Annotated in this window: 16 protein-coding genes; 7 read left to right on the top strand and 9 right to left on the bottom strand. The window is 74.8% G+C overall.

Annotated features, from left to right (window positions below):
- Positions 1-9: 9 nt before the first annotated feature.
- From glgB to glgX, 7 genes are all read right to left on the bottom strand, one after another.
- Entirely contained in the window at positions 10-2,271 is a 2,262-nt protein-coding gene (gene glgB / locus EYB28_RS15280; protein WP_166849565.1) for a 1,4-alpha-glucan branching protein GlgB, read from the bottom strand.
- Between the two features lie 70 nt (positions 2,272-2,341).
- Entirely contained in the window at positions 2,342-3,742 is a 1,401-nt protein-coding gene (locus tag EYB28_RS15275) for a maltokinase N-terminal cap-like domain-containing protein (protein WP_166849563.1), read from the bottom strand.
- The gene (treS, locus tag EYB28_RS15270; protein ID WP_240930749.1) at positions 3,739-5,469 is read right to left on the bottom strand and encodes a maltose alpha-D-glucosyltransferase; all 1,731 of its coding nucleotides are present in this window, start codon (positions 5,467-5,469) and stop codon (positions 3,739-3,741) included. Before treS ends, EYB28_RS15275 begins: the two co-directional genes overlap by 4 nt.
- A gap of 92 nt (positions 5,470-5,561) precedes the next feature.
- Positions 5,562-7,613: an alpha-1,4-glucan--maltose-1-phosphate maltosyltransferase gene (locus EYB28_RS15265; RefSeq protein WP_166849561.1), complete on the bottom strand. Its 2,052-nt coding sequence runs from the start codon at positions 7,611-7,613 to the stop codon at positions 5,562-5,564.
- A gap of 90 nt (positions 7,614-7,703) precedes the next feature.
- A complete protein-coding gene (locus tag EYB28_RS15260) occupies positions 7,704-8,429 on the bottom strand; it encodes a hypothetical protein (RefSeq protein WP_166849559.1) in 726 nt (241 codons plus the stop codon).
- A gap of 374 nt (positions 8,430-8,803) precedes the next feature.
- The gene (locus EYB28_RS15255) at positions 8,804-10,510 is read right to left on the bottom strand and encodes an FAD-binding dehydrogenase (protein ID WP_166849557.1); all 1,707 of its coding nucleotides are present in this window, start codon (positions 10,508-10,510) and stop codon (positions 8,804-8,806) included.
- Positions 10,511-10,552: 42 nt separating this feature from the next.
- Positions 10,553-12,862 carry a glycogen debranching protein GlgX gene (glgX, locus tag EYB28_RS15250; RefSeq protein WP_166849554.1) on the bottom strand — a complete coding sequence of 770 codons (2,310 nt, stop codon included), beginning with the start codon at positions 12,860-12,862 and terminating at the stop codon, positions 10,553-10,555.
- Between the two features lie 158 nt (positions 12,863-13,020).
- On the opposite strand from glgX, the gene EYB28_RS15245 reads away from it, so the two are divergent.
- The 7 genes from EYB28_RS15245 to EYB28_RS15215 all read left to right on the top strand — a co-directional run bounded on the left by EYB28_RS15245 (position 13,021) and on the right by EYB28_RS15215 (position 18,012).
- Positions 13,021-13,266: a hypothetical protein gene (locus tag EYB28_RS15245; protein ID WP_166849551.1), complete on the top strand. Its 246-nt coding sequence runs from the start codon at positions 13,021-13,023 to the stop codon at positions 13,264-13,266.
- Between the two features lie 78 nt (positions 13,267-13,344).
- Complete coding sequence (locus tag EYB28_RS15240; protein WP_166849548.1) at positions 13,345-13,563, top strand: hypothetical protein; 219 nt, start codon at positions 13,345-13,347, stop codon at positions 13,561-13,563.
- Between the two features lie 78 nt (positions 13,564-13,641).
- On the top strand, positions 13,642-13,941 hold the full coding sequence (locus EYB28_RS15235) for a YrhK family protein (protein WP_240930582.1): 300 nt from the start codon (positions 13,642-13,644) through the stop codon (positions 13,939-13,941).
- Between the two features lie 33 nt (positions 13,942-13,974).
- On the top strand, positions 13,975-14,925 hold the full coding sequence (locus EYB28_RS15230; RefSeq protein WP_166849545.1) for a DUF389 domain-containing protein: 951 nt from the start codon (positions 13,975-13,977) through the stop codon (positions 14,923-14,925).
- Between the two features lie 117 nt (positions 14,926-15,042).
- The gene (locus EYB28_RS15225) at positions 15,043-15,846 is read left to right on the top strand and encodes an electron transfer flavoprotein subunit beta/FixA family protein (protein ID WP_166849542.1); all 804 of its coding nucleotides are present in this window, start codon (positions 15,043-15,045) and stop codon (positions 15,844-15,846) included.
- 14 nt (positions 15,847-15,860) lie between these two features.
- On the top strand, positions 15,861-16,853 hold the full coding sequence (locus EYB28_RS15220) for an electron transfer flavoprotein subunit alpha/FixB family protein (protein ID WP_166849539.1): 993 nt from the start codon (positions 15,861-15,863) through the stop codon (positions 16,851-16,853).
- A 4-nt stretch (positions 16,854-16,857) separates the two neighbouring features.
- Positions 16,858-18,012: a HesA/MoeB/ThiF family protein gene (locus tag EYB28_RS15215; protein WP_166849536.1), complete on the top strand. Its 1,155-nt coding sequence runs from the start codon at positions 16,858-16,860 to the stop codon at positions 18,010-18,012.
- A 117-nt stretch (positions 18,013-18,129) separates the two neighbouring features.
- Here the strand turns inward: EYB28_RS15215 and EYB28_RS15210 are convergent, their stop codons facing one another.
- The gene (locus tag EYB28_RS15210; RefSeq protein WP_166849534.1) at positions 18,130-18,399 is read right to left on the bottom strand and encodes a MoaD/ThiS family protein; all 270 of its coding nucleotides are present in this window, start codon (positions 18,397-18,399) and stop codon (positions 18,130-18,132) included.
- A gap of 2 nt (positions 18,400-18,401) precedes the next feature.
- Complete coding sequence (moaA, locus tag EYB28_RS15205; protein WP_370459488.1) at positions 18,402-19,490, bottom strand: GTP 3',8-cyclase MoaA; 1,089 nt, start codon at positions 19,488-19,490, stop codon at positions 18,402-18,404.
- Positions 19,491-19,492: the final 2 nt, after the last annotated feature.

Genomic DNA, 19,492 nt, shown 5'->3' with positions numbered 1-19,492 from the left:
CCGGGGGTGTCAGCCGGCGGGACGGAGGACGAGCGCGCCGAGCGGCGGGACCCGCAGCGTGGCGGAGTGCCGGCGCCCCTTGTGCGGCACGGGGGTGGTGCGGACGCGGCCGAGGTTCCCGACGCCCGACCCGCCGTAGACCTCCGCGTCGGTGTTCAGCACCTCGTCCCAGTCGCCGCCGTCCGGCATCGCCAGCCGGTAGTGCTCGTGCGGCACGCCCGCGAAGTTGACCACGACGACCACGGGTCGCCCGTCGCCGTCGCGGCGCACCCACGACAGCGTGTCGTGGTCGGCGTCGTCCGCGTCGAGCCACTCGAAGCCGGCCGGGTCGAAGTCCCGCTCCCACAGCGCCGGCGTCGCGCGGTACAGGGCGTTGAGGTCGCGGACCAGCCGCTGCACGCCGGCGTGGCCCGGGTCGTCGAGCAGCCACCAGTCCAGCCCGGAGGCCTCGTCCCACTCGGCGTCCTGCGCCAGCTCGCAGCCCATGAACAGCAGCTGCTTGCCCGGGTGGGTCCACTGGTAGGCGAGGAAGGCGCGCACCCCGGCGAGCTGCTTCCAGCGGTCGCCCGGCATCTTGCGCAGCAGCGACCCCTTGCCGTGGACCACCTCGTCGTGACTGACCGGGAGCAGGTACTGCTCGGAGAACGCGTACACGAGCGAGAAGGTCAGCTCGTGGTGGTGGTAGCGCCGGTACATCGGGTCCTCGGCGACGTACCGCAGCGAGTCGTTCATCCAGCCCATGTTCCACTTGAGCCCGAAGCCGAGGCCGCCCGCGTCGACGGGCCGGGTCACCCCGGGGAAGGCGGTGGACTCCTCGGCGATCATCAGGACGCCCGGGTGGCGCCCGTAGGCGACGGTGTTCGCCTCGCGCAGGAATGCGATCGCCTCGAGGTTCTCCCGCCCGCCGTGGACGTTCGGCACCCAGTCGCCCGGCTCGCGCGAGTAGTCCAGGTAGAGCATCGACGCGACGGCGTCGACCCGCAGGCCGTCGGCGTGGAACTCGTCCAGCCAGTAGCTCGCGTTGGCCACGAGGAAGTTGCGGACCTCGGGGCGGCCGAAGTCGAAGACGTACGTGCCCCAGTCGCGCTGCTCGCCGCGCCGCGGGTCGGGGTGCTCGTACGTCGGGGTGCCGTCGAACCGGGCGAGCGCGAACTCGTCGCGCGGGAAGTGCGCCGGCACCCAGTCGAGGAGCACGCCGACACCCGCCCGGTGCAGGGTGTCCACGAGGTGGCGGAAGTCGTCCGGGTGCCCGAACCGCGCGGTGGGCGCGTAGTAGCCCGTGACCTGGTAGCCCCAGGAGCCCCCGAACGGGTGCTCGGCGACCGGCAGGAGCTCGATGTGCGTGAACCCCTGCTCCGTGACGTAGGCGGCGAGCTCGTCGGCCAGCTCGCGGTAGCCGAGGCCGGGCCGCCACGACCCGAGGTGCACCTCGTAGACACTGAGCGGCCCCGAGTGCGGGTCGTGGGCGGCGCGCGCCTGGATCCAGTCGTCGTCACCCCACACGTACGTGGAGTCGACGACGACGGACGCGGTGGCGGGCGGCACCTCCGTGCCCTTGGCGAGCGGGTCGGCCTTGGCCCGCCAGACGCGGTCGGCGCCCAGCACCTCGAACTTGTAGCGGGTGCCCGGCCCCACACCGGGGACGAACAGCTCCCACACCCCGCTGGCGCCCAGCGAGCGCATGGGGTGCACGCCCGTCCACCGGTTGTGGTCGCCGACGAGGCGGACGCCGCGGGCGTTCGGGGCCCACACCGCGAACGCCGTCCCGGTGACGCCGTCCTCCTCGGCGGGGTGCGTGGACGGGTAGCGGCGCGGGTTCGCCCCGAGCACCCGCCACAGCTCCTCGTGACGCCCCTCGCCGATCAGGTGCAGGTCCGTCTCGCCGAGCGTCGGCCAGAACCGGTACGGGTCGTCGGCGGTCCGCACGTCGTCGCCGTACCGGGTCCGGACGCGGTAGTCGGGGGCGTGCCAGGTGTCGTCGGCACCGGTCGACGCCGGGACGACGGCGGTCCACACGCCCGCCGCGTCGTGCCGGGCCGGGTGCTCGTCGCCGTCCGCCGTCACGAGGACCACCTCGTCGGCGAGCGGCCGCAGCACCCGGACCACCGCCCACACCCCGCCGTCCGGCCCGGCCTCGACCGGGTGCGGCCCGAGCACCGCGTGCGGGTCGTGCGTGGTGCCGTGCGTGAGCGCGGTGAGCACCTCCGGGTCGACGGCGGGCGCTGCCGGCCGGCCGCCGGGCGGGACGCGTGAGCTGGCTCCGGAGGTCATTCACACACCTTGGCACCGCTGGCGCGTCGCCGCGTGCCGAGCGCACCTCCGGCGACGTTCGCCGCCCGGCCTACGCGCCGCCGTCGAGCACCCGGTCCACGGCGGCCAGCGGGATGTGCACCCAGGCGGGGCGCTGCCGCGTCTCGTAGACCACCTCGTACAGCGCCTTGTCCAGCACGAGCGCGCGCAGGACCAGGTCGGTCGTCGGCGGGTCCGTCTCCGGGCTGCCACCGCCGTCGCGGTAGGCGGCGACGAAAGCGTGCGCGGCCTCGTCGCGCCACGCCGCGGGCTCCGGGGCGCCGCCGACCGCGGCGGCGTAGTCGAACGAGCGCACCATGCCCGCGACGTCGCGCAGCGGCAGGTCGGGGACGGCGCGCTCGGCGACCGGCCGCTGCGGCTCGCCCTCGAAGTCGAGCAGCTTCCAGCCGGTCGCCCCGTGCAGGGCCTGGCCGAGGTGGAGGTCGCCGTGGATCGTCTGCAGGTGCGCCCGTGGCAGGTGCCGCCGCAGGTCGTCCAGCAGCGCCGTGATCCGCGGCAGCCGGTCGGCCAGGGCCGGCGCCTCGGCGACGGCGGTCGCGGCGCGCCGCCGCAGCCCCGCGACGAAGGCCGCCGGGTCCACCCGCGGGCCCGGCGGCATCGTGCGGCGCAGCGTCGCGTGCAGCTCGGCGACCACTCGCCCGAGGCCGCCCGCCAGGTGCGCGAACGACTCGCCGTGCGCCGCGTGCTCGCACGCCAGCTCGAACCCGTCCCGGGCGTCGGGTACCCGCTCGCTGACCACGGCGAGCGCCGTCTCGCCGGCGGCGCCGAGGTCGACCGTCGCGGCGCCCGGGACCGCCGGCTCCAGCGGCGGGGTGCTGACCTGCAGCGCGCCGAGGAAGCGGGGCACGCCGTCCCAGCCGGCCCGGGTGAGGGCCTGCGGCACGACGACGTCCGGGTGGGGGCCGGGCCCGACGGTGCGCAGGATCTTGAGGATCGCGCCCGCCCCGGACGGTGACGGCACCCCCGGCAGCAGGACGCTCGTGTTCGACTGCTCGCCGCCCACAGGGCGCCCGCCCGCCACGAGGTCGTCGTCGGGCACGTCGCCCGTCGCCACCCCCGCCGCGTGCAGGAGCGTGAGCCAGCACGACGGGTGCTCGCCGCCGTCGTGCACCGCGACGTCCCCGGTGGCGGTGCGCACCACCGCGATGAGGCCCGGGCCGGCATCGGCCGGCGGGGTGAGCACCAGGGGCACCTGTGCCACGACCCCACCGCCGGGCAGCCCCGCGCCGGTCAGTCGGACCAGCAGCAGCACGACGTCCGCCCCGTGGCCGCCCGCCGCGCCGGTCGCGTCGAACGTCACCGCGAGCCACGGCTCCGCGCGGACGTCGCCGGCGCCCGGGAACCAGCGCCGCCCGGGCAGCCAGGCCGCGAGGAGGTCCGCGACGCTCGGGTCCGGACCCTGCGCGGCTGACCGCACCGCGACCCCGGTCACCGCTCCCCACCGCCGTCGGACGGCCCCGGCGGGGTCAGCAGCAGCCAGTAGAAGTCGCGCGACCCCCACGTCATCGTCACCGTGCCGTCGGCGGCCACCGACGGGAAGCGGCCGCCGCCGAACAGGTCCGTGAGCGACCATCCCGCGAACCCGGGCAGGTGGACCCGGGTGGCGCGCGCCGTCGCGGCGAGGTTCGCCGCGACCAGCACCGTCTCGGTGTCGGAGGCCCGCGTGTACGCCAGCACGGCGTCGTCGTCGGCCTCCAGGGCCCCCAAGTCGCCCAGCCCGAACGCCGGGTGCAGCCTGCGCACCGCGAGCATGCCGTGCACCCAGTGCAGCAGGCTCGTGGTCTGCGCGAGCTGCGCCTCCACGTTCCGGTGCTCGTAGTGGTGCACGAGCGACTGCACCAGCGGCAGGTACAGCTTGCCCGGGTCGGCGGTGGAGAAGCCCGCGTTGCGGTCGGGCGTCCACTGCATCGGCGTGCGCACCGCGTCGCGGTCCGGCAGCCAGATGTTGTCCCCCATGCCGATCTCGTCGCCGTAGTACAGGCAGGGGGAGCCCGGCAGCGACAGCAGCAGCGCGTGCGCCAGCTCGATCTCCTTGCGCGAGTCGTCCAGCAGCGGTGCCAGCCGACGCCGGATGCCGACGTTCGCGCGCATCCGCGGGTCGGGGGCGTACCAGCCGTACATCGCGGCGCGCTCCTCGGTGGACACCATCTCGAGGGTCAGCTCGTCGTGGTTGCGCAGGAACGTGCTCCACTGCCCGCCGGGCGCCGGGATCTCCGGGGTGTCGGCGAGGATCTCCAGGAGCTGGCGCGCCCGCTGGTCGCGGATCGCGTAGTACAGGCGCGGCATCACCGGGAAGTGGAAGCACATGTGGCACTCGGGCTCGTCCGCCGTGCCGAAGTAGTCCACCACGTCCTCCGGCCACTGGTTCGCCTCCGCGAGCACGATGCGGCCCGGGTACTCGTCGTCGATCAGCCGGCGCACCCGCCGCAGGAACGCGTGCGTCTCCGGCAGGTTCTCGCAGTTGGTGCCCTCGGCCTCGAACAGGTACGGCACCGCGTCGAGGCGGAAGCCGTCCACCCCGACGTCGAGCCAGAAGCGCGCGACGTCGAGCATCGCCTCGCCCACGTGCGGGTTGGTGAAGTTGAGGTCCGGCTGGTGGCTGAAGAAGCGGTGCCAGAAGAACTGCCGCCGCACCGGGTCGAACGTCCAGTTGCTCGTCTCCGTGTCCACGAAGATGATGCGGGCGCCCTCGTAGCGCGTGTCGTCGTCGGACCACACGTAGAAGTCGCCGTACAGACCGTCCGGGTCGCTGCGCGACGCCTGGAACCACGGGTGCTGGTCGCTGGTGTGGTTCATCACGAGGTCCACGACCACCCGGATGCCGCGCGCGTGGGCCTCCGCGACCAGGTCGGTGAAGTCCGCCAGCGTGCCGTACTGGCCTGCGACCGACGTGAAGTCCGCGACGTCGTACCCGCCGTCCCGCAGCGGCGACGGGTAGAACGGCGGCAGCCACAGCGCGTCCACCCCCAGCCACTGCAGGTAGTCGAGACGGTGCGTGATGCCACGCAGGTCGCCGGCGCCGGCGTCGCCGGAGTCGGAGAACGCCCGCACCAGCACCTCGTAGAAGACGGCCCGCCGGTACCACTCGGGGTCGTCGGAGAGTCCGGGCTTGTCCAGCGGCGGCGGCACGGGCTGCCGGCGGGGCGGGATGGCCTGCACCGGGATCTGCCGGGTGATCGGGCGCGGGACGGCGGCGCCGGGCTGCCGCGGCTCCCCGGGGGAGCCGTGCGGCGGGACCGGCGCCGCCGAGGTCACGCCAGGCCCACCCGCAGCAGGTGCGCCACCTGGACCTGCGGGTCCAGGCGGACGTACGGGTGCGCGCCCCACGGGTACGCGGCACCCGACAGCTCGTCGTGCACGACGAAGAACGGCTGGTCCTCGACGTCCTCGGGGCGGGACAGGCCCAGCGCCTCCAGGTCGAGGAGCACCGTGGCCTCCTGCGTCGCCCACGGGTCGAGGTTGACCACCACCAGCACCACGTCGTCCTGCGTGCCGGGGTGTCCGGTACCCGCCAGGTGCTCGGAGCGCACCCGCCGGGAGAACGCCAGCACCTGGTCGTTCGTCGTCGGGTGGACCGTGAGGTCGCGCAGCTGCCGCAGCGCCGGGTGCGCGCGGCGGACCTCGTTGAGCCGGCGCAGCAGCGTCGAGATGCCGACGACCTCCGCCTGCGACCAGTCGCGCGGCCTGAGCTCGTACTTCTCGTTGTCGATCTGCTCCTCGACGCCCGGCCGGGGCACGTTCTCCACCAGCTCGTAGCCGGAGTAGATCCCCCACGTGGGGCTGCCCGTCGCGGCGAGCACCGCACGCACCGCGAAGCCTGCGACCCCGCCGTGCTGCAGGTACGGCGGCAGGATGTCGTGCGTCGTCGGCCAGAACGACGGGCGCAGCACCGACCCCTCGGGTCCCGAGACCTGCCGCAGGTAGTCCTCGAGCTCGGTCTTCGTGTTGCGCCACGTGAAGTACGTGTACGACTGGTGGAAGCCGATGCGGGCCAGCGTGGCCATCATCGCCGGCCGGGTGAACGCCTCCGACAGGAAGATCACGTCGGGCCGCTCCGCGTGCACCCGCGCCAGCAGCCACTCCCAGAAGTCGAGAGGCTTCGTGTGCGGGTTGTCCACCCGGAACGCGGTCACCCCACGGTCGATCCACAGCCGCACGATCCGCAGGATCTGGGTGCTCAGTCCCTCGGGGTCCGTGTCGAAGCTCAGCGGGTAGATGTCCTGGTACTTCTTCGGCGGGTTCTCGGCGTAGGCGATCGTGCCGTCCGCGCGGATCGTGAACCACTCCGGGTGCGCGGTCACCCACGGGTGGTCCGGCGAGCACTGCAGCGCCAGGTCGAGCGCCACCTCCAGGCCGTTCTCGCGGGCCGCGGCGACGAACGCGCGGAAGTCGGCCTCCGTGCCCAGGTCCGGGTGGATGGCGTCGTGGCCGCCGTCGGACGAGCCGATCGCGTACGGGCTGCCCGGGTCGCCCGGCTGCGGGTCGAGCGTGTTGTTGCGCCCCTTGCGGAACGACGTCCCGATCGGGTGCACCGGCGTGAGGTAGACGACGTCGAACCCCATCCCCGCGATCGCCGGCAGCCGGCGCGCCGCCGTCGCGAACGTGCCCGACCGCCAGGTGCCGTCCCTGCGGCGCACCGCGCCCTCGGACCGCGGGAACATCTCGTACCAGGCGCCTGCCAGGGCGAGCGGACGGCTCACCCGCAACGGGTACGTGGCGCTCGTGGTGACCAGGTCGCGCAGCGGGACACGGCGCAGCGCGTCCTTCACCGCGGCCGTCGTCGCCATCGCCAGCCTGGCCTCCGGGGGGCGGCTCGGGTCCGCGAGCTCGGTCGCGGCGTCGGCCAGCAGCCGGGCGTCCTCCGCGGTCCGGCGCGCCTGCAGCTCCGGCGCCATGACGCGCGCGAAGAGCCGCTCACCCTCGGCCAGGACGAGGTCGACGTCCTGGCCCGCCTCGAACTTGATCACCGCGTCGTGCGCCCACGTGCCGTACGGGTCCGACCACGCCTCGACGCGGAAGGCCCACTCGCCGACGGCGTCCGGCTGCAGGAACCCGCGGAACCGGTCCAGCCCGGGCGCGACGTCCGCCATCGGGGCCGTGGCGTGGTCCGTGCCGTCCGGCGCGACGAGCACCGCGGTCGCGCCGACGGCGTCGTGCCCCTCGCGGAACACCGTCGCCTCGACCGGCACGACCTCGCCGGCAGCGGCCTTCGCCGGCCAGCGCCCGCCCTCGACGACCGGGGAGACCTCGAGGACCGGGATCCGGCCGATCGGCGCGTGCGGTGTGGGCTGCGGAGACGTCACGGCTCCACGCTAGCCAGGCACCCTTCCTGACGCCTGCCGAGGTCGAACCGAGGGCTCGAGGTCGATGTGCGGGGCCTCGATCTCGAGCCCTCACCTCGACCTCGCGGCGCTCATCGCATGGTCGACCCGGGCCACCAGACGGGCCACGTCCCGCAGGTCGTCGAACGTCACCCGCAGGATCGTCCATCCGGACTCGACGAGGGCGTCGTGCCGGCGCTTCTCACGGAGCAGGGCGGCGCGCCCGTCCTCGTCGTACTTGACGGCGCCGTCAGCCTCGATGCCGACCCGGAGCCGGGGCCACCCCAGGTCGACCCAGAACGTGCCGGCCCAGGTCGGGACGTCGATCGCGTGCACCGGACGCGGAAGCCCGGCGTCCACCAGATGCCAGCGGACCAGGGACTCCAGCGGAGACTCCGACGCGCCGTCGGCAGCGGCGAGGACACGCCGGGCACGGCGGACCCCTCGCGCCCCGCCCGCGCCCGCGAGACGGTCGTCGAGCTCCGCGGAGGTGAGGCCGAGCGCCAGCGCCGAGTCGGCGACCACCACGGCGGACGGTTCCGGCAGCGTCCGCGCACAGTCCAGCACGGTGCGGCCGAGCGACGTGACCGGTAAACCGTCGACCACCGCGCGGTCGGCGTCGGGGACCGGAACGACGTGCCGGCGAAGCACGTCACCGGGCAGGCCCGGGGCAGGACGGGTGAGCTGCGTGACGTGCACCTGAGGTCCCGGCTGCCACGTCCAGCAGCCCCAGGCGACGGCGGCGCTCGTGTGGCTGAACCAGAACGGTGTGGTGAGACGCTCGGCGACGGCCCTCATGTGGGACAGGAGCTCCTCGCGACGCCGTCGGCCCGGGGACAGGGCCGGGTCGACCGTACGGACGTAGACGCCCCGGCGGAGCCGGACGAGACCGCGGTTGCGGACCTGCTCTCGGATCCAGCTCCGTCGCTCGGGTGCGGACAGAACGGCGTCGGGCAGCCGGGGCCTGGTCGGGACCGGTGCGCCGGGACGCCGTCGTCCCGGGCGGACCGAGGAAGGCTGTGTCGTCATGGCCCGATGGTGCCCGCGGAGGGCTCCGTTCGTCGGGCCGCGGCCGGAATCTGTGGATGGTTGCTCGCCGAGATCGAGGCGAGGGTTCGAGATCGAGGTCCGGAACATCGATCTCGAGCCCTGGGTTCGACCTCGGTGGCGTGTCAGGCGGCGGCCAGGGCGCGACCGGTGACGCGACCGGTGTGCAGGCACCCGCCGAGGAACGTGCCCTCCAGGGCGCGGTGGCCGTGCACGCCGCCGCCACCGAACCCGGCCGCCTCGCCGACGGCCCACAGACCCTCCAGGACGTCGCCGTCGGGGCGCAGCACCCGCCCGGACGGGTCGCACCACAACCCGCCGAGGGTCTTGCGGGACAGCACGGACAGCCGCACGGCCAGCAGCGGCCCGTCCTTCGGCGTCGTCAGGGGCCGCGGCTTCGCGACCCGGATCAGCTTGTCGACGCGGTAGTCGCGGGCGGCCCGGGTGGCGACGACCTGCGGGTCCTTGCCCAGGCCGGAGGAGACCTGGGCGTCGCGGGCGGCGATCAGCGCGGCGAGCTCGCCGGCGTCGACGTGCCCGCGTGAGCCGGGCGTCGCGTCGGTCAGCGCGTTCATCGCGGCGGCCAGCTCGGCGGGGGAGTCCGCCCACAGGAACTCGGGGGACTCGGCGGCGAACCGCGCCACCGGGCCGACGGCGCCCGGCAGCACCCGCTGCGCCAGGAGCTTCACGTCCCGGCCGGTGAGGTCCGGGTTCTGCTCCGAGCCGGACAGCGCGAACTCGGACTCCATGATCGCCTTGTTGAGCACGAACCAGGAATGGTCGTCCCCACGGCTCGTGACGTGCCGCAGGGCACCGAGCGCGTCGAAGCCGGGGAACAGCGGGGCGGGCAGGCGGTGGCCGTCGGCGTCGAGCCACAACGACGACGGGCCCGGCAGGATGCGGATCCCGTGGTTCGTCCAGACGGGGGAGTGCGCCGCGATCCCCTCCGGGTAGTGCCACATGCGGCCGGAGTGCACGAGGGCGGCCCCGGCGTCGGCGGCGTGGCCGAGCATGAGGCCGTCGGTGGAGTCCGGCACGCCGGAGAGCATGCGCTCGGGGAGCGTTCCCGCGCCGGGGTCCCAGTGGGCCCGCGCCAGGTCGTGGTTCGCGCCGATGCCGCCGGTCGCGACGACGACGGCGCCCGCGACGATCTCCTCGACGCGCGCGACGTCGCGGTTCGACGGCGTGCCGCGGCCGCCGAACGGGCGCCCGGCGAGGTCCTGCGCGGCCAGCACCTCGGCACGCACGCCGGTGACGGCGCCGTCCGTCGTCGTCAGCCCGACGACGCGGCGGCGGAACCGCACGTCGAGACGGCCCGCCGCCTGGGCGGCGTGCGCGGCGGCGACGAAGGGCGCGAGGATCGCGGGGCCGGTGCCCCAGGTGACGTGGAAGCGGGGGACGGAGTTGCCGTGCTCGATCCCGCCCGCGCCGACGGGGTAGCCGCCGCGCTCGGCCCACTGCACCAGTGGGAACCACCGCACGCCCTTACCGTGCAGCCAGGAGCGCAGGTCGCCGGCGGCGAACTCCACGAAGTGCCTGGCCCAGGCGTAGCCGTGCCGGTCCGGCCCCTCGCCGCGCTCGGCGCCCGCCTCGAACTGCGCGGAGCCGAGCCAGTCCGCCCAGGCGAGCTCGGCGGAGTCGTGCACGCCCATCGCGCGCTGCTCGGGAGACCCGACGAGGAACAGCCCGCCGAACGACCACCACGCCTGGCCGCCGAGGGAGGCGTGCGGCTCCTGGTCCAGCACCACGACTCGCTTGCCGGCGGCGGTGAGCTCCGTGGCGGTGACCAGCCCGGACAGCCCCGCTCCGATGACGACGACGTCAGCGTCCATGCGGGCAGTCTGGCAGACGCGCGCCCGGGGCGAGCGGCGGCACTACCGGCCCAGGAAGACCTCGACGCTCAGGGACTCGAGCGTCGGGCCGTCGTCGTCGTCGCCGTCGTCGGGCCGGTCGGGGTGGTCCCACGTCGAGCTCCACACGCGCTCCCACGTCGTCCCCGGGAGCGGGTCGGGCAGGGTGACGCCGGCGTCGTCGAGCCCGCCGTTGAGCACCAGCAGCACGTGTGTGTCGCCGTCCTCGGGCCCGGGCCGCAGCATCTGCACCACCCGCCGCCCGGTGGTCGCCCACGCGTCGCGGTCCATCGGGGTGCCGTCGGCGGCGAACCACAGCAGGTCGGGAAGGTCCTCGCCGGGACGCGGCGTGCCGAGGAAGAAGGAGTCGGCGCGCAGTGCAGGGTGCTCGGCGCGCAGCGCGAGCAGGAACCGGGTGGTGGCGAGCAGGTCCTGCGCGGGCTCGTCGAGGTCCCAGTCGATCCACGACAGCGGGCCCGCCTGCGCGTACGCGTTGTTGTTGCCGCCCTGCGTGCGGCCCAGCTCGTCGCCCGCGGTCAGCATGGGGGTCCCCGCGGCGAGCAGCAGGGTGGCGAGCAGGTTGCGCTGGGAGCGGCGGCGCAGCGGCACGACGGCGGACCACGGCTCGGTGGTCGGGTCGGCGCCGCCGGCGCCACCGTCGGGGGCGTGGCCCTCCACGCCGTGGTTCCAGGACAGGTTGTGGTCCGAGCCGTCGCGGTTGCCCTCGCCGTTCGCCTCGTTGTGCTTGTGGTCGAAGGCGACGAGGTCCGCGAGGGTGAACCCGTCGTGCGCCGTCACGTAGTTGACCGACGCCACCGGCCCGCGCATCAGCGGCGGGTCGGAGTGGCCGAACAGGTCGGCCGACCCCGCGAGGCGGGTGGTGAGCTCCCGCAGGCCGCGCATCTCGTGGCCGTGCGACCCCTGGCGCGGCGCGTCCAGCCAGAAGCCGCGGACCGAGTCCCGGAAGCGGTCGTTCCACTCCGCGGTCGGCGGCGGGAAGTTGCCCGTCTGCCAGCCGCCCGGGCCGACGTCCCACGGCTCGGCCACCAGCTTGAGCCCGGAGAGCACCGGGTCCGTCTGCAGCGCCACGAGGAACGGGTGGTCGGGGGTGAACCCGTGCTCGGCGCGCCCCAGCGTGGTGGCGAGGTCGAAGCGGAACCCGTCGACACCCACCACCTCGGCCCAGTACCGCAGCGAGTCCAGCGCCAGCTGCACCACGCGGGGGCGGCGGAAGTCCAGGGAGTTCCCGGTACCGGTCACGTCGGCCAGGGCGGCGGGGGACGCGCCGTCGTGCAGGTAGTAGCCCGCGTTGTCCAGGCCGCGCCAGGACACGTGCAGGTCGGAGGCGCCGCCCTCGCACGTGTGGTTGTAGACGACGTCCAGCAGCACCTCGATCCCGGCCTCGTGCAGCAGGTGCACCATGCCGCGCACCTCGTCCAGGACGGCGGCCGGCCCGGCGTCCCGCGCCGCGCGTGTGGCGTACGCGGCGTGCGGGGCGAAGAAGCCGAGCGTCTGGTAGCCCCAGTAGTTCGTGAGCCCGTGGGCCACCAGGCGCGGCTCGCTCGCCGACGCGTGGACCGGCAGCAGCTCCAGCGTCGTGACGCCGAGGGAGAGCAGGTGCTCGACCGTCGCGGGGTGGGCCACGCCGGCGTACGTGCCGCGCAGCTCGGCGGGCACGTCGGGGTGGCGCATGGAGAGGCCCTGCACGTGTGCCTCGTAGATCACCGTGTCGGCCCAGGGCACGCGCGGCCGGCTCAGCGGCGGCGGGCCGGGCTGCGAGGGGACGACGACGGCGTGCGGCACGAACGCGAGCGAGTCGCGGTCGTCGGGCTCGCCGTACTGCTCGGCGACCCACCAGCGGCCGTCGGGCGCCGGGGCGTCGCCGGGGTCGTCACCGCCGGGGTCGTCGCCGTTCAGGGCGCCGACCGCGCCCAGGGTCTCCGGCCCGTAGGTCAGCTCGCCCACCAGCCCGCGGGCGTACGGGTCCACGAGCAGCTTGGCGGGGTTGTGCCGGTGCCCCGCCTCGGGGTCCCACGGCCCGTGGGCCCGGAAGCCGTATCGCTGGCCCGGGCGCACGTCCGGGACGTGGGCGTGCCAGACGCCGTACGTCGGCCCGTCCAGCGCGACCCGGCGCTCCGCGTACCGGGCCGGGTCGCGGGTGTCGAGGGCCTCGTCGACGACGTCGACCAGGCACAGCTCGACGGCGGTGGCGTGCGCGGCCGCCACCGCGACGTCGATCCCGCCGTCCGGGGTGACGTGCACCCCCAGCGGCGGCACGTGGCTGCGACGCGCCGTCGGGCGCGTCAGCGGCGTGACCTTGGGGCGGGCCTCCATGGGCCCATCGTGACCCACGGTGACACGGACGACTACCCGTGCGCCGATCCTCGACGGCACGGGGCGGATGGGTTCGGCATCGTTCGTGGTGGATCTCTTGACCTGCCAGTAATGTCGGGAGACGGTCGGGGCCACGACGATCGGTGAAGGGTGTGACGATGATGCCGCTCGGGGTCGCGTTCGGAGTGGTCTTCATCGGCGTGGGCCTCGTGGGTCTCATCTGGAGTCGGGGCCTTGCCGCGCTCATGGGACGTCAGACCGAGCGTCTCTTACCGTCGTTCATGGCGCGTCTGGTGAAGGAAGCCCCGCTCGGACTCGACATGCGACGCAGAACGCTCGTCGTCGGTGCGGGACTCGTGGTGATCGGGGCGGGGATGATCCTCATCGAACCGGTCGTCGGATGACGGGTCCGGCGGCGGCCGGACACGCGCGAACCTTCGTGCGGGAGTCAAGGGCTCGTCGAACGGCGAGAGGCACGACACGTGGACGGACGGCACCCTGGGCTGATCGCGCTGGGCTGGTGGATGGTGGCAGTGGGTGCGGTGGTCTGGATGGTCCTCCTCATCGCCGACCTGAGGAGGCGGCGTGATCCCGAGTCGGGCCACGTCCGTTTCGCGGAGGTGCTCTACTCGCCCGGCCCGGTCCGGCTCGCGTGCCTCGGTCTGATCTTCGTGGGGTTCTGGTTGGCGGACGCGTTGTAGCGACACCGTGCCGGGCTGGTGAGGGACGGCGCGGGTACGTTGGCGGCGGAGGACCCGACCCCGGAGGGAGCCGCAGCGATGGAGATGGAGCACGAGCCGGACAACACCACGGTCCTGCACATCGGCCGCGAAGAGCTGGTGGTGCGGCAACGGTACGAGGTCGTGAGCATCGTCAACGACCTGCTGATCGGCACGTGGTTCGTGATCGGGAGCGTGTTCTTCTTCTTCGCCTCGCTGTCGACCGCGGGCACGTGGCTGTTCCTCGTCGGGAGCGTGCAGATGCTGGTCCGTCCCGCGATCCGCTTCCGGCGGCGCGTGCACCTCAAGCGGTTCCACCCGGAGCGGCCGGGGTCCGGCGATGGCGGCAACGACTTCTAGCCGCGCGGTGCGCGGCGGGGGAGAGTCCCGGTGATGCGGCTGCGGGTCGTGTGCGCCGCGGCCGACAGCGACGCCGTCGTGGCGATGCTCGACGGGGAGCCCGGCGTCGCGCACGTCTCGGTCGCGGCGGGCACGAGCCGGCAGCCCCCGGGTGACGTGATCGAGGCGTTCGTCGCCCGCGAGGTCGCCGAGGACGTCGTGCAGCGGCTCAAGGAGCGGGGCGTCGACCGGGCCGGGGAGATCGCGCTGCTGCCGGTGGAGCTGCTGATCTCCCGGACGGCGGACGCCGCAGAGCGCGAGACGCGGGGCGCGAGCGCGGACGCCGTCATCTGGGACGAGCTCGTCGCCACGACCGGGGACGAGAGCCGGCTCAACGGCGTCTACCTCGCGTTCCTCGTCATCGCGTGCCTCCTGGCCGCGGTGGGCGTCATGACGGACTCGGCGGTGACGATCGTCGGCGCGATGGTCGTGGGGCCGGACTTCGGCCCCCTGGCCGCGCTCGCCGTGGCGGTCGTGGGACGACGCCGGGCACTGGCGCGGCGGGCCGTGCTCGCGCTGGGCGCCGGGTACCCGCTGGCGATCGCCGTCACCGTGGTGCTGGTGGCGCTGGCGCGCCGGGCCGGCCTCGGCCCCGAGGATCCGCTCGGCAGCCTCGACCAGGTGGCCTTCATCGCCCAGGTGGGGCCGTTCTCGGTGATCGTCGCGCTGCTGGCCGGGGCTGCGGGCATGCTCGCCCTCACGTCGGCGAAGTCCAGCGCCCTCATCGGCGTCTTCATCTCCGTGACGACCGTGCCCGCCGCGGGCTACGCCGCGGTGGCCGCGGTCGAGGGCGACTGGGCGTCGTGCGGCCGGTCGCTGCTGCAGCTCGGCGTCAACCTGGTGGGGATCGTCGTGGCCGGGGCGCTCACGCTCCGGCTCCGCCGCCACACCGTTCCGACCGAGGGCCGCGCCCGAGCCCCGTGGCAGGGCGGTCACGGCGTCTGACCGGTCGTTCTCACGGCGAGGACGCCCGGACACGGCGCCCGCCGGCGCGGGTAGGCTCGGCAGCGTCGGCCGCGGTGTGTGCGGCCGGTCCCTCGTCGTGAGCTGGAGGTCGCGCCCGTGCGCATCGTCGTCGCCGTGAAGTACGTGCCGGACATCAACGCGGAGCGGAAGTTCGCGGACTGTCGGGTGGTGCGCGACCCGGCGGAGGGCACCCTCAACGAGCTCGACGAGAACGCGATCGAGGCCGCGCTGCGGATCGTGGAGGGCCTCGACGAGACGGAGCGCGAGGCGAGCGAGACCGTCGCCGTCACGGTCGCGCCGCCCGAGGGCGACGTCGCGCTGCGCAAGGCGTACCAGATGGGCGTGGACCGCGGCGTGCGCGTGTCCGACGACGCGCTCGCCGGCTCGGACTACTTCGGCACGACGGCGGCCCTCGCGGCGGCCGTGCGCCGGCTGGAGTCCGAGGCGCCGGTGGACCTCGTCGTCACCGGCATGGCGGCCTTGGACGGCCTCGGCTCGGTCGTGCCCGCGCTGCTGGCCGCCGAGCTCGGCCGCCCGGCGCTGACGTTCGCGAAGCAGGTGGGGGTCGCCGGCGGCACCCTGACGATCACCCGCGTCACGGACGAGGCCACCGAGACCCTCGCCGCGCCGCTGCCCGCCGTGCTGTCCGTCGCGGACACCGCGAACACCCCGCGGTTCCCGAACTTCAAGCTGATCATGGCCGCCCGCACCAAGCAGATCGAGGAGTGGTCGGCGGCGGACGTCGGCCTGGACGCCGCCGCCGTCGGCGCGGCCGGCGCCCGCACCGAGACGGTCGACGCGGCCCCGCGGCCCCCGCGGCCCGAGGTCGAGCTGGTCACCGACAAGGGCGAGGGCGGCACGGCGCTCGCCGACTTCCTCATCCGCAACGAGCTGGTCTGAGAAGGGGCCGCATCATGACGAACCGCACCGTCCTCGTCCTCGTCGACCCCGCGACCAGCTCGGAAGGGGTGCGCTCCTCCGTCCTCGAGCTGCTCACGCTCGGCCGGTCGCTCGGCCGGGTGGAGGCCGTCACGCTGGAGGCGCCCACCGTCGAGGCGCTCGCCCAGCTCGGCGCCTACGGCGTCGAGACCGTCCACCAGGCCGAGCTGCCCCCCGAGCAGCAGGGCGACGCCCGCCACCTGCCCGCCGTCGTCGGCGCCACGCTGGCCGCCGCTGTCCGGCTCACCGACGCCGACGTCGTCCTCGCGCCGTCGACGTTCGCCACCAAGGAGGCGACGGCCCTGGCCGCCCGCGACCTCGGCGCCGGCCTCGTCATCGACGCCTCCGGCCTCGCCGAGGACGGCGAGGGCGGCATCGTGGCGACCAAGCGCGTCTTCGCCGGGGCGTGGGACACCACCAGCCGCGTGCTCACCGACGTGGCCGTCGCGACGCTCCGCGCCAACGCCGTCGTCCCCGAGCCTGCCGAGGCCGCGGTGAAGACCGACGTCGAGGGCTTCGCCGTCACCGTGGACGCTCCGGCCGTGCGGGTCGTCGAGCGGACCGCCACGGAGCGCACGTCCGACCGGCCCACCCTGGAGGAGGCCGCCCTGGTCGTGGCCGGCGGCCGCGGCACCGACGGCGACTTCGGCCCCGTCACCGAGTTCGCCGACGCCCTCGGCGCCGCCGTCGGCGCCTCGCGCGACGCCGTCTTCGAGGGCTGGTTCGATCGCTACATCGGTCAGACCGGCGTCACGATCGCGCCGCGCCTGTACGTGGGCGCCGGCATCTCCGGGGCACCGCACCACCGCGGGGGCATGCAGGCGGCGCAGGTCATCGTCGCCGTGAACTCCGACCCCGAGGCCCCGATCTTCGAGATCTGCGACTTCGCCGTCGTGGGCGACCTCGCGACCGTGCTGCCGCAGGCCGCGGAGCGCATCAAGGCGCACAAGGACGCGCAGGCGGGCTAGCGCCGTGCCGCTCGACCCGCTCGTGCCGGCCCGGGGCGCTGTCCCCGCGGCCGAGCGCCGACGCGTGTCCCGGCAGCTGCTGCTCGACGGCTTCGGTCCCGACGCGCAGGCTCGGCTCGCCGGTGCGCGTGTGCTCGTGGTCGGCGCGGGCGGTCTCGGCTCGCCCGTCCTCGCCTACCTCGCCGCGGCCGGGGTCGGCACCCTCGGCGTGGTGGACGACGACGTCGTGGAGCCGTCCAACCTGCAACGCCAGCTGCTGCACGGCGCGGGCGACGTCGGGCACCGCAAGACGTCGTCGGCCGCCGCCACGCTGGCGGAACTACAGCCCGGTGTGCGGGTGATCGAGCACACCGAGCGGCTCGACGACCGCACCGCCCCCGGCATGCTCGCCGGGTACGACGTCGTCGTCGACGGCTCCGACACCTTCGCCACCCGGTACGCCGTGTCCGACGCCGCCGCACGGCTCGGCCTGCCGGTCGTGTGGGGCACCGTGCTGGCCTGGGACGGGCAGGTCGCCGTGTGGTGGTCCGCCGCCCCCGACGGGCGCGCGATCACCTACCCGGACGTGTTCGGGCCCCGGCCCGACGCGGAGGGGGAGTCGTGCGAGACCGTCGGCGTCCTCGGGCCCGCGTGCGGCGCCGTCGGGTCGACCATGGCGGCGGAGACCGTCAAGCTCCTCACCGGCACGGGCGACGTCGCCCTGGGCCGCCTGCTCGTCTACGACGCGCGGACGTCGGCCTGGGACTCGGTGGAACTGGCAGCGCCCGTGGCCGTGGCGGGCCGGGAGCCGGGAGACGTGTCGCGAGGCGTCCATCCGGCCGCTCGTTCCTCGCGACCTCCCGCCAGACCCATCCAGCCTCTCGACACGCCCCCCGCCTCCCGGCCCTCGGTGGGCCCCGCGGTCTCCGGCGCGGAGGTGTCCTCGTCGGACGCCGTCGGTGCGCTGGTGCTCGACGTCGGGCCGGCGCCGGGCGGCGGGCCGGACGGCGCGGTGTGGGCGCGGCTGGAGGACCTGGCGGCGGGGGAGTACCCGGACGCGCTCGCCGCGCACCCGCGCGACGCGCCCGTCGTCGTCGTGTGCCCGTCCGGGCTGCGCTCGCGCGGCGCGGCGCGGCTGCTGGAGGCCGACGGTTACGCCGACGTCCGTGTCGGCCTCTGAGACCTGTCAGGGTGAGCGCGATGCATACCTCGCGCTCACCCTGACAGCTCGCACGGGCCATCCAACTGTCAGACCCTGCGCGAGGTATGTGCCGCGCTCACCCTGACAACTCGGGGATCAGCCGCCGGCGAAGGGCGGCAGGAGGTCGAGGCGGGCGCCGGCGGGCACGAGGTCGGACACCTCGGCGCGGCGCCCGTCGAGCAGCACGGAGCAGCGGGCGAGCACGGGCGCGGCGGAGGGCGTGGCGGCGGCGAGCCGGTCGACGAGGGCGCCCACGGTGGTCCCGCCGTCGAGCGGCAGGGTCTCGGCGGACCGGCCCAGGGCGGCGCGCGCGGCGGCGAAGTACCGCAGCTCCACGGTGCCGGTCTCGGTGTGCGTGGTCGTCATCCTCAGCCTCCGATGGCGCTCATCGTGCGCTCGGGCTGCGTGAACCCGGCGTCGTTCATGCCGTGACCGGCGCGCTTGCCCCACATGGCCAGGCGCCACAGGTCGGCCAGGGTCCGGTCCGACGCGCCCGCGCGCAGCGGGCCGAGCAGGTCGGTCTCGGTGTGCGCGAACAGGCAGTCGCGCACCTCGCCCTCGGCGGTGAGCCGGGTGCGGCGGCAGTCGGCGCAGAACGGCTCCGTCACCGACGCGATGATGCCGACGCGGCCCAGGCGCTCGCCGCCCGCGCCGCGCACGACGAACCGCTCCGCGGGGGCGCCGTCGCGGGGCTCCTCGTCGGGCTCGAGCGCGAACCGCTCGCCCAGCAGCCCGCGCACCTCGGCGGCGGTCACCATCGCGGCCCGGTCCCAGGCGTGGTCGGCGTCCAGCGGCATCTGCTCGATGAAGCGCAGCTCGAATCCCCGCTCCAGGCACCAGGAGAGCAGGTCGGCGGCGTGGTCGAGGTTCACGCCGCGCACCAGCACGGCGTTGACCTTGACCAGGTCGAACAGCCCGGCGGCGGCGTCGATCCCCGCCAGCGTGCGTTCCAGGAACGGTCGGCGGGCCATCGTCGCGAACGTGTCCGGGTCCAGGGTGTCCAGCGACACGTTGATCCGGTCCAGGCCCGCCTCGCGCAGCGTCCGGGCCCGGTGCTCCAGCCCGACGGCGTTGGTGGTGAGGCTGATCTCCGGGCGCGGGTCCAGCGCGGCGACGTCCGCCACGATCTCGGCCAGGTCCTTGCGCAGCAGCGGCTCGCCCCCGGTGAAGCGCACCTGCCGCACCCCCAGGTCGGCCACGGCGATCCCCACGAGCCGGGCGATCTCCTCGCGCGACATCACCTGCTCGCGCGCCAGGGCGGGCAGGCCTTCGGCGGGCATGCAGTACGTGCACCGCAGGTTGCAGCGGTCGGTCAGGGACACGCGCAGGTCGGTGGCCACCCGGCCGAACGAGTCGACGAGCCCGGGCACCGCGGGCCGCTCGGACGGCAGCGCGACGGGACCCGTCGTGGGGGCGGCGGAGCGGGGCGCCGGCATGCCCAGGGAGACGACACCCATGC

The sequence above is a fragment of the Isoptericola sp. BMS4 genome (genome assembly GCF_011634835.1).
Lineage (GTDB): Bacteria > Actinomycetota > Actinomycetes > Actinomycetales > Cellulomonadaceae > Isoptericola.
This window is presented reverse-complemented; position numbering and strand designations above follow the sequence as displayed.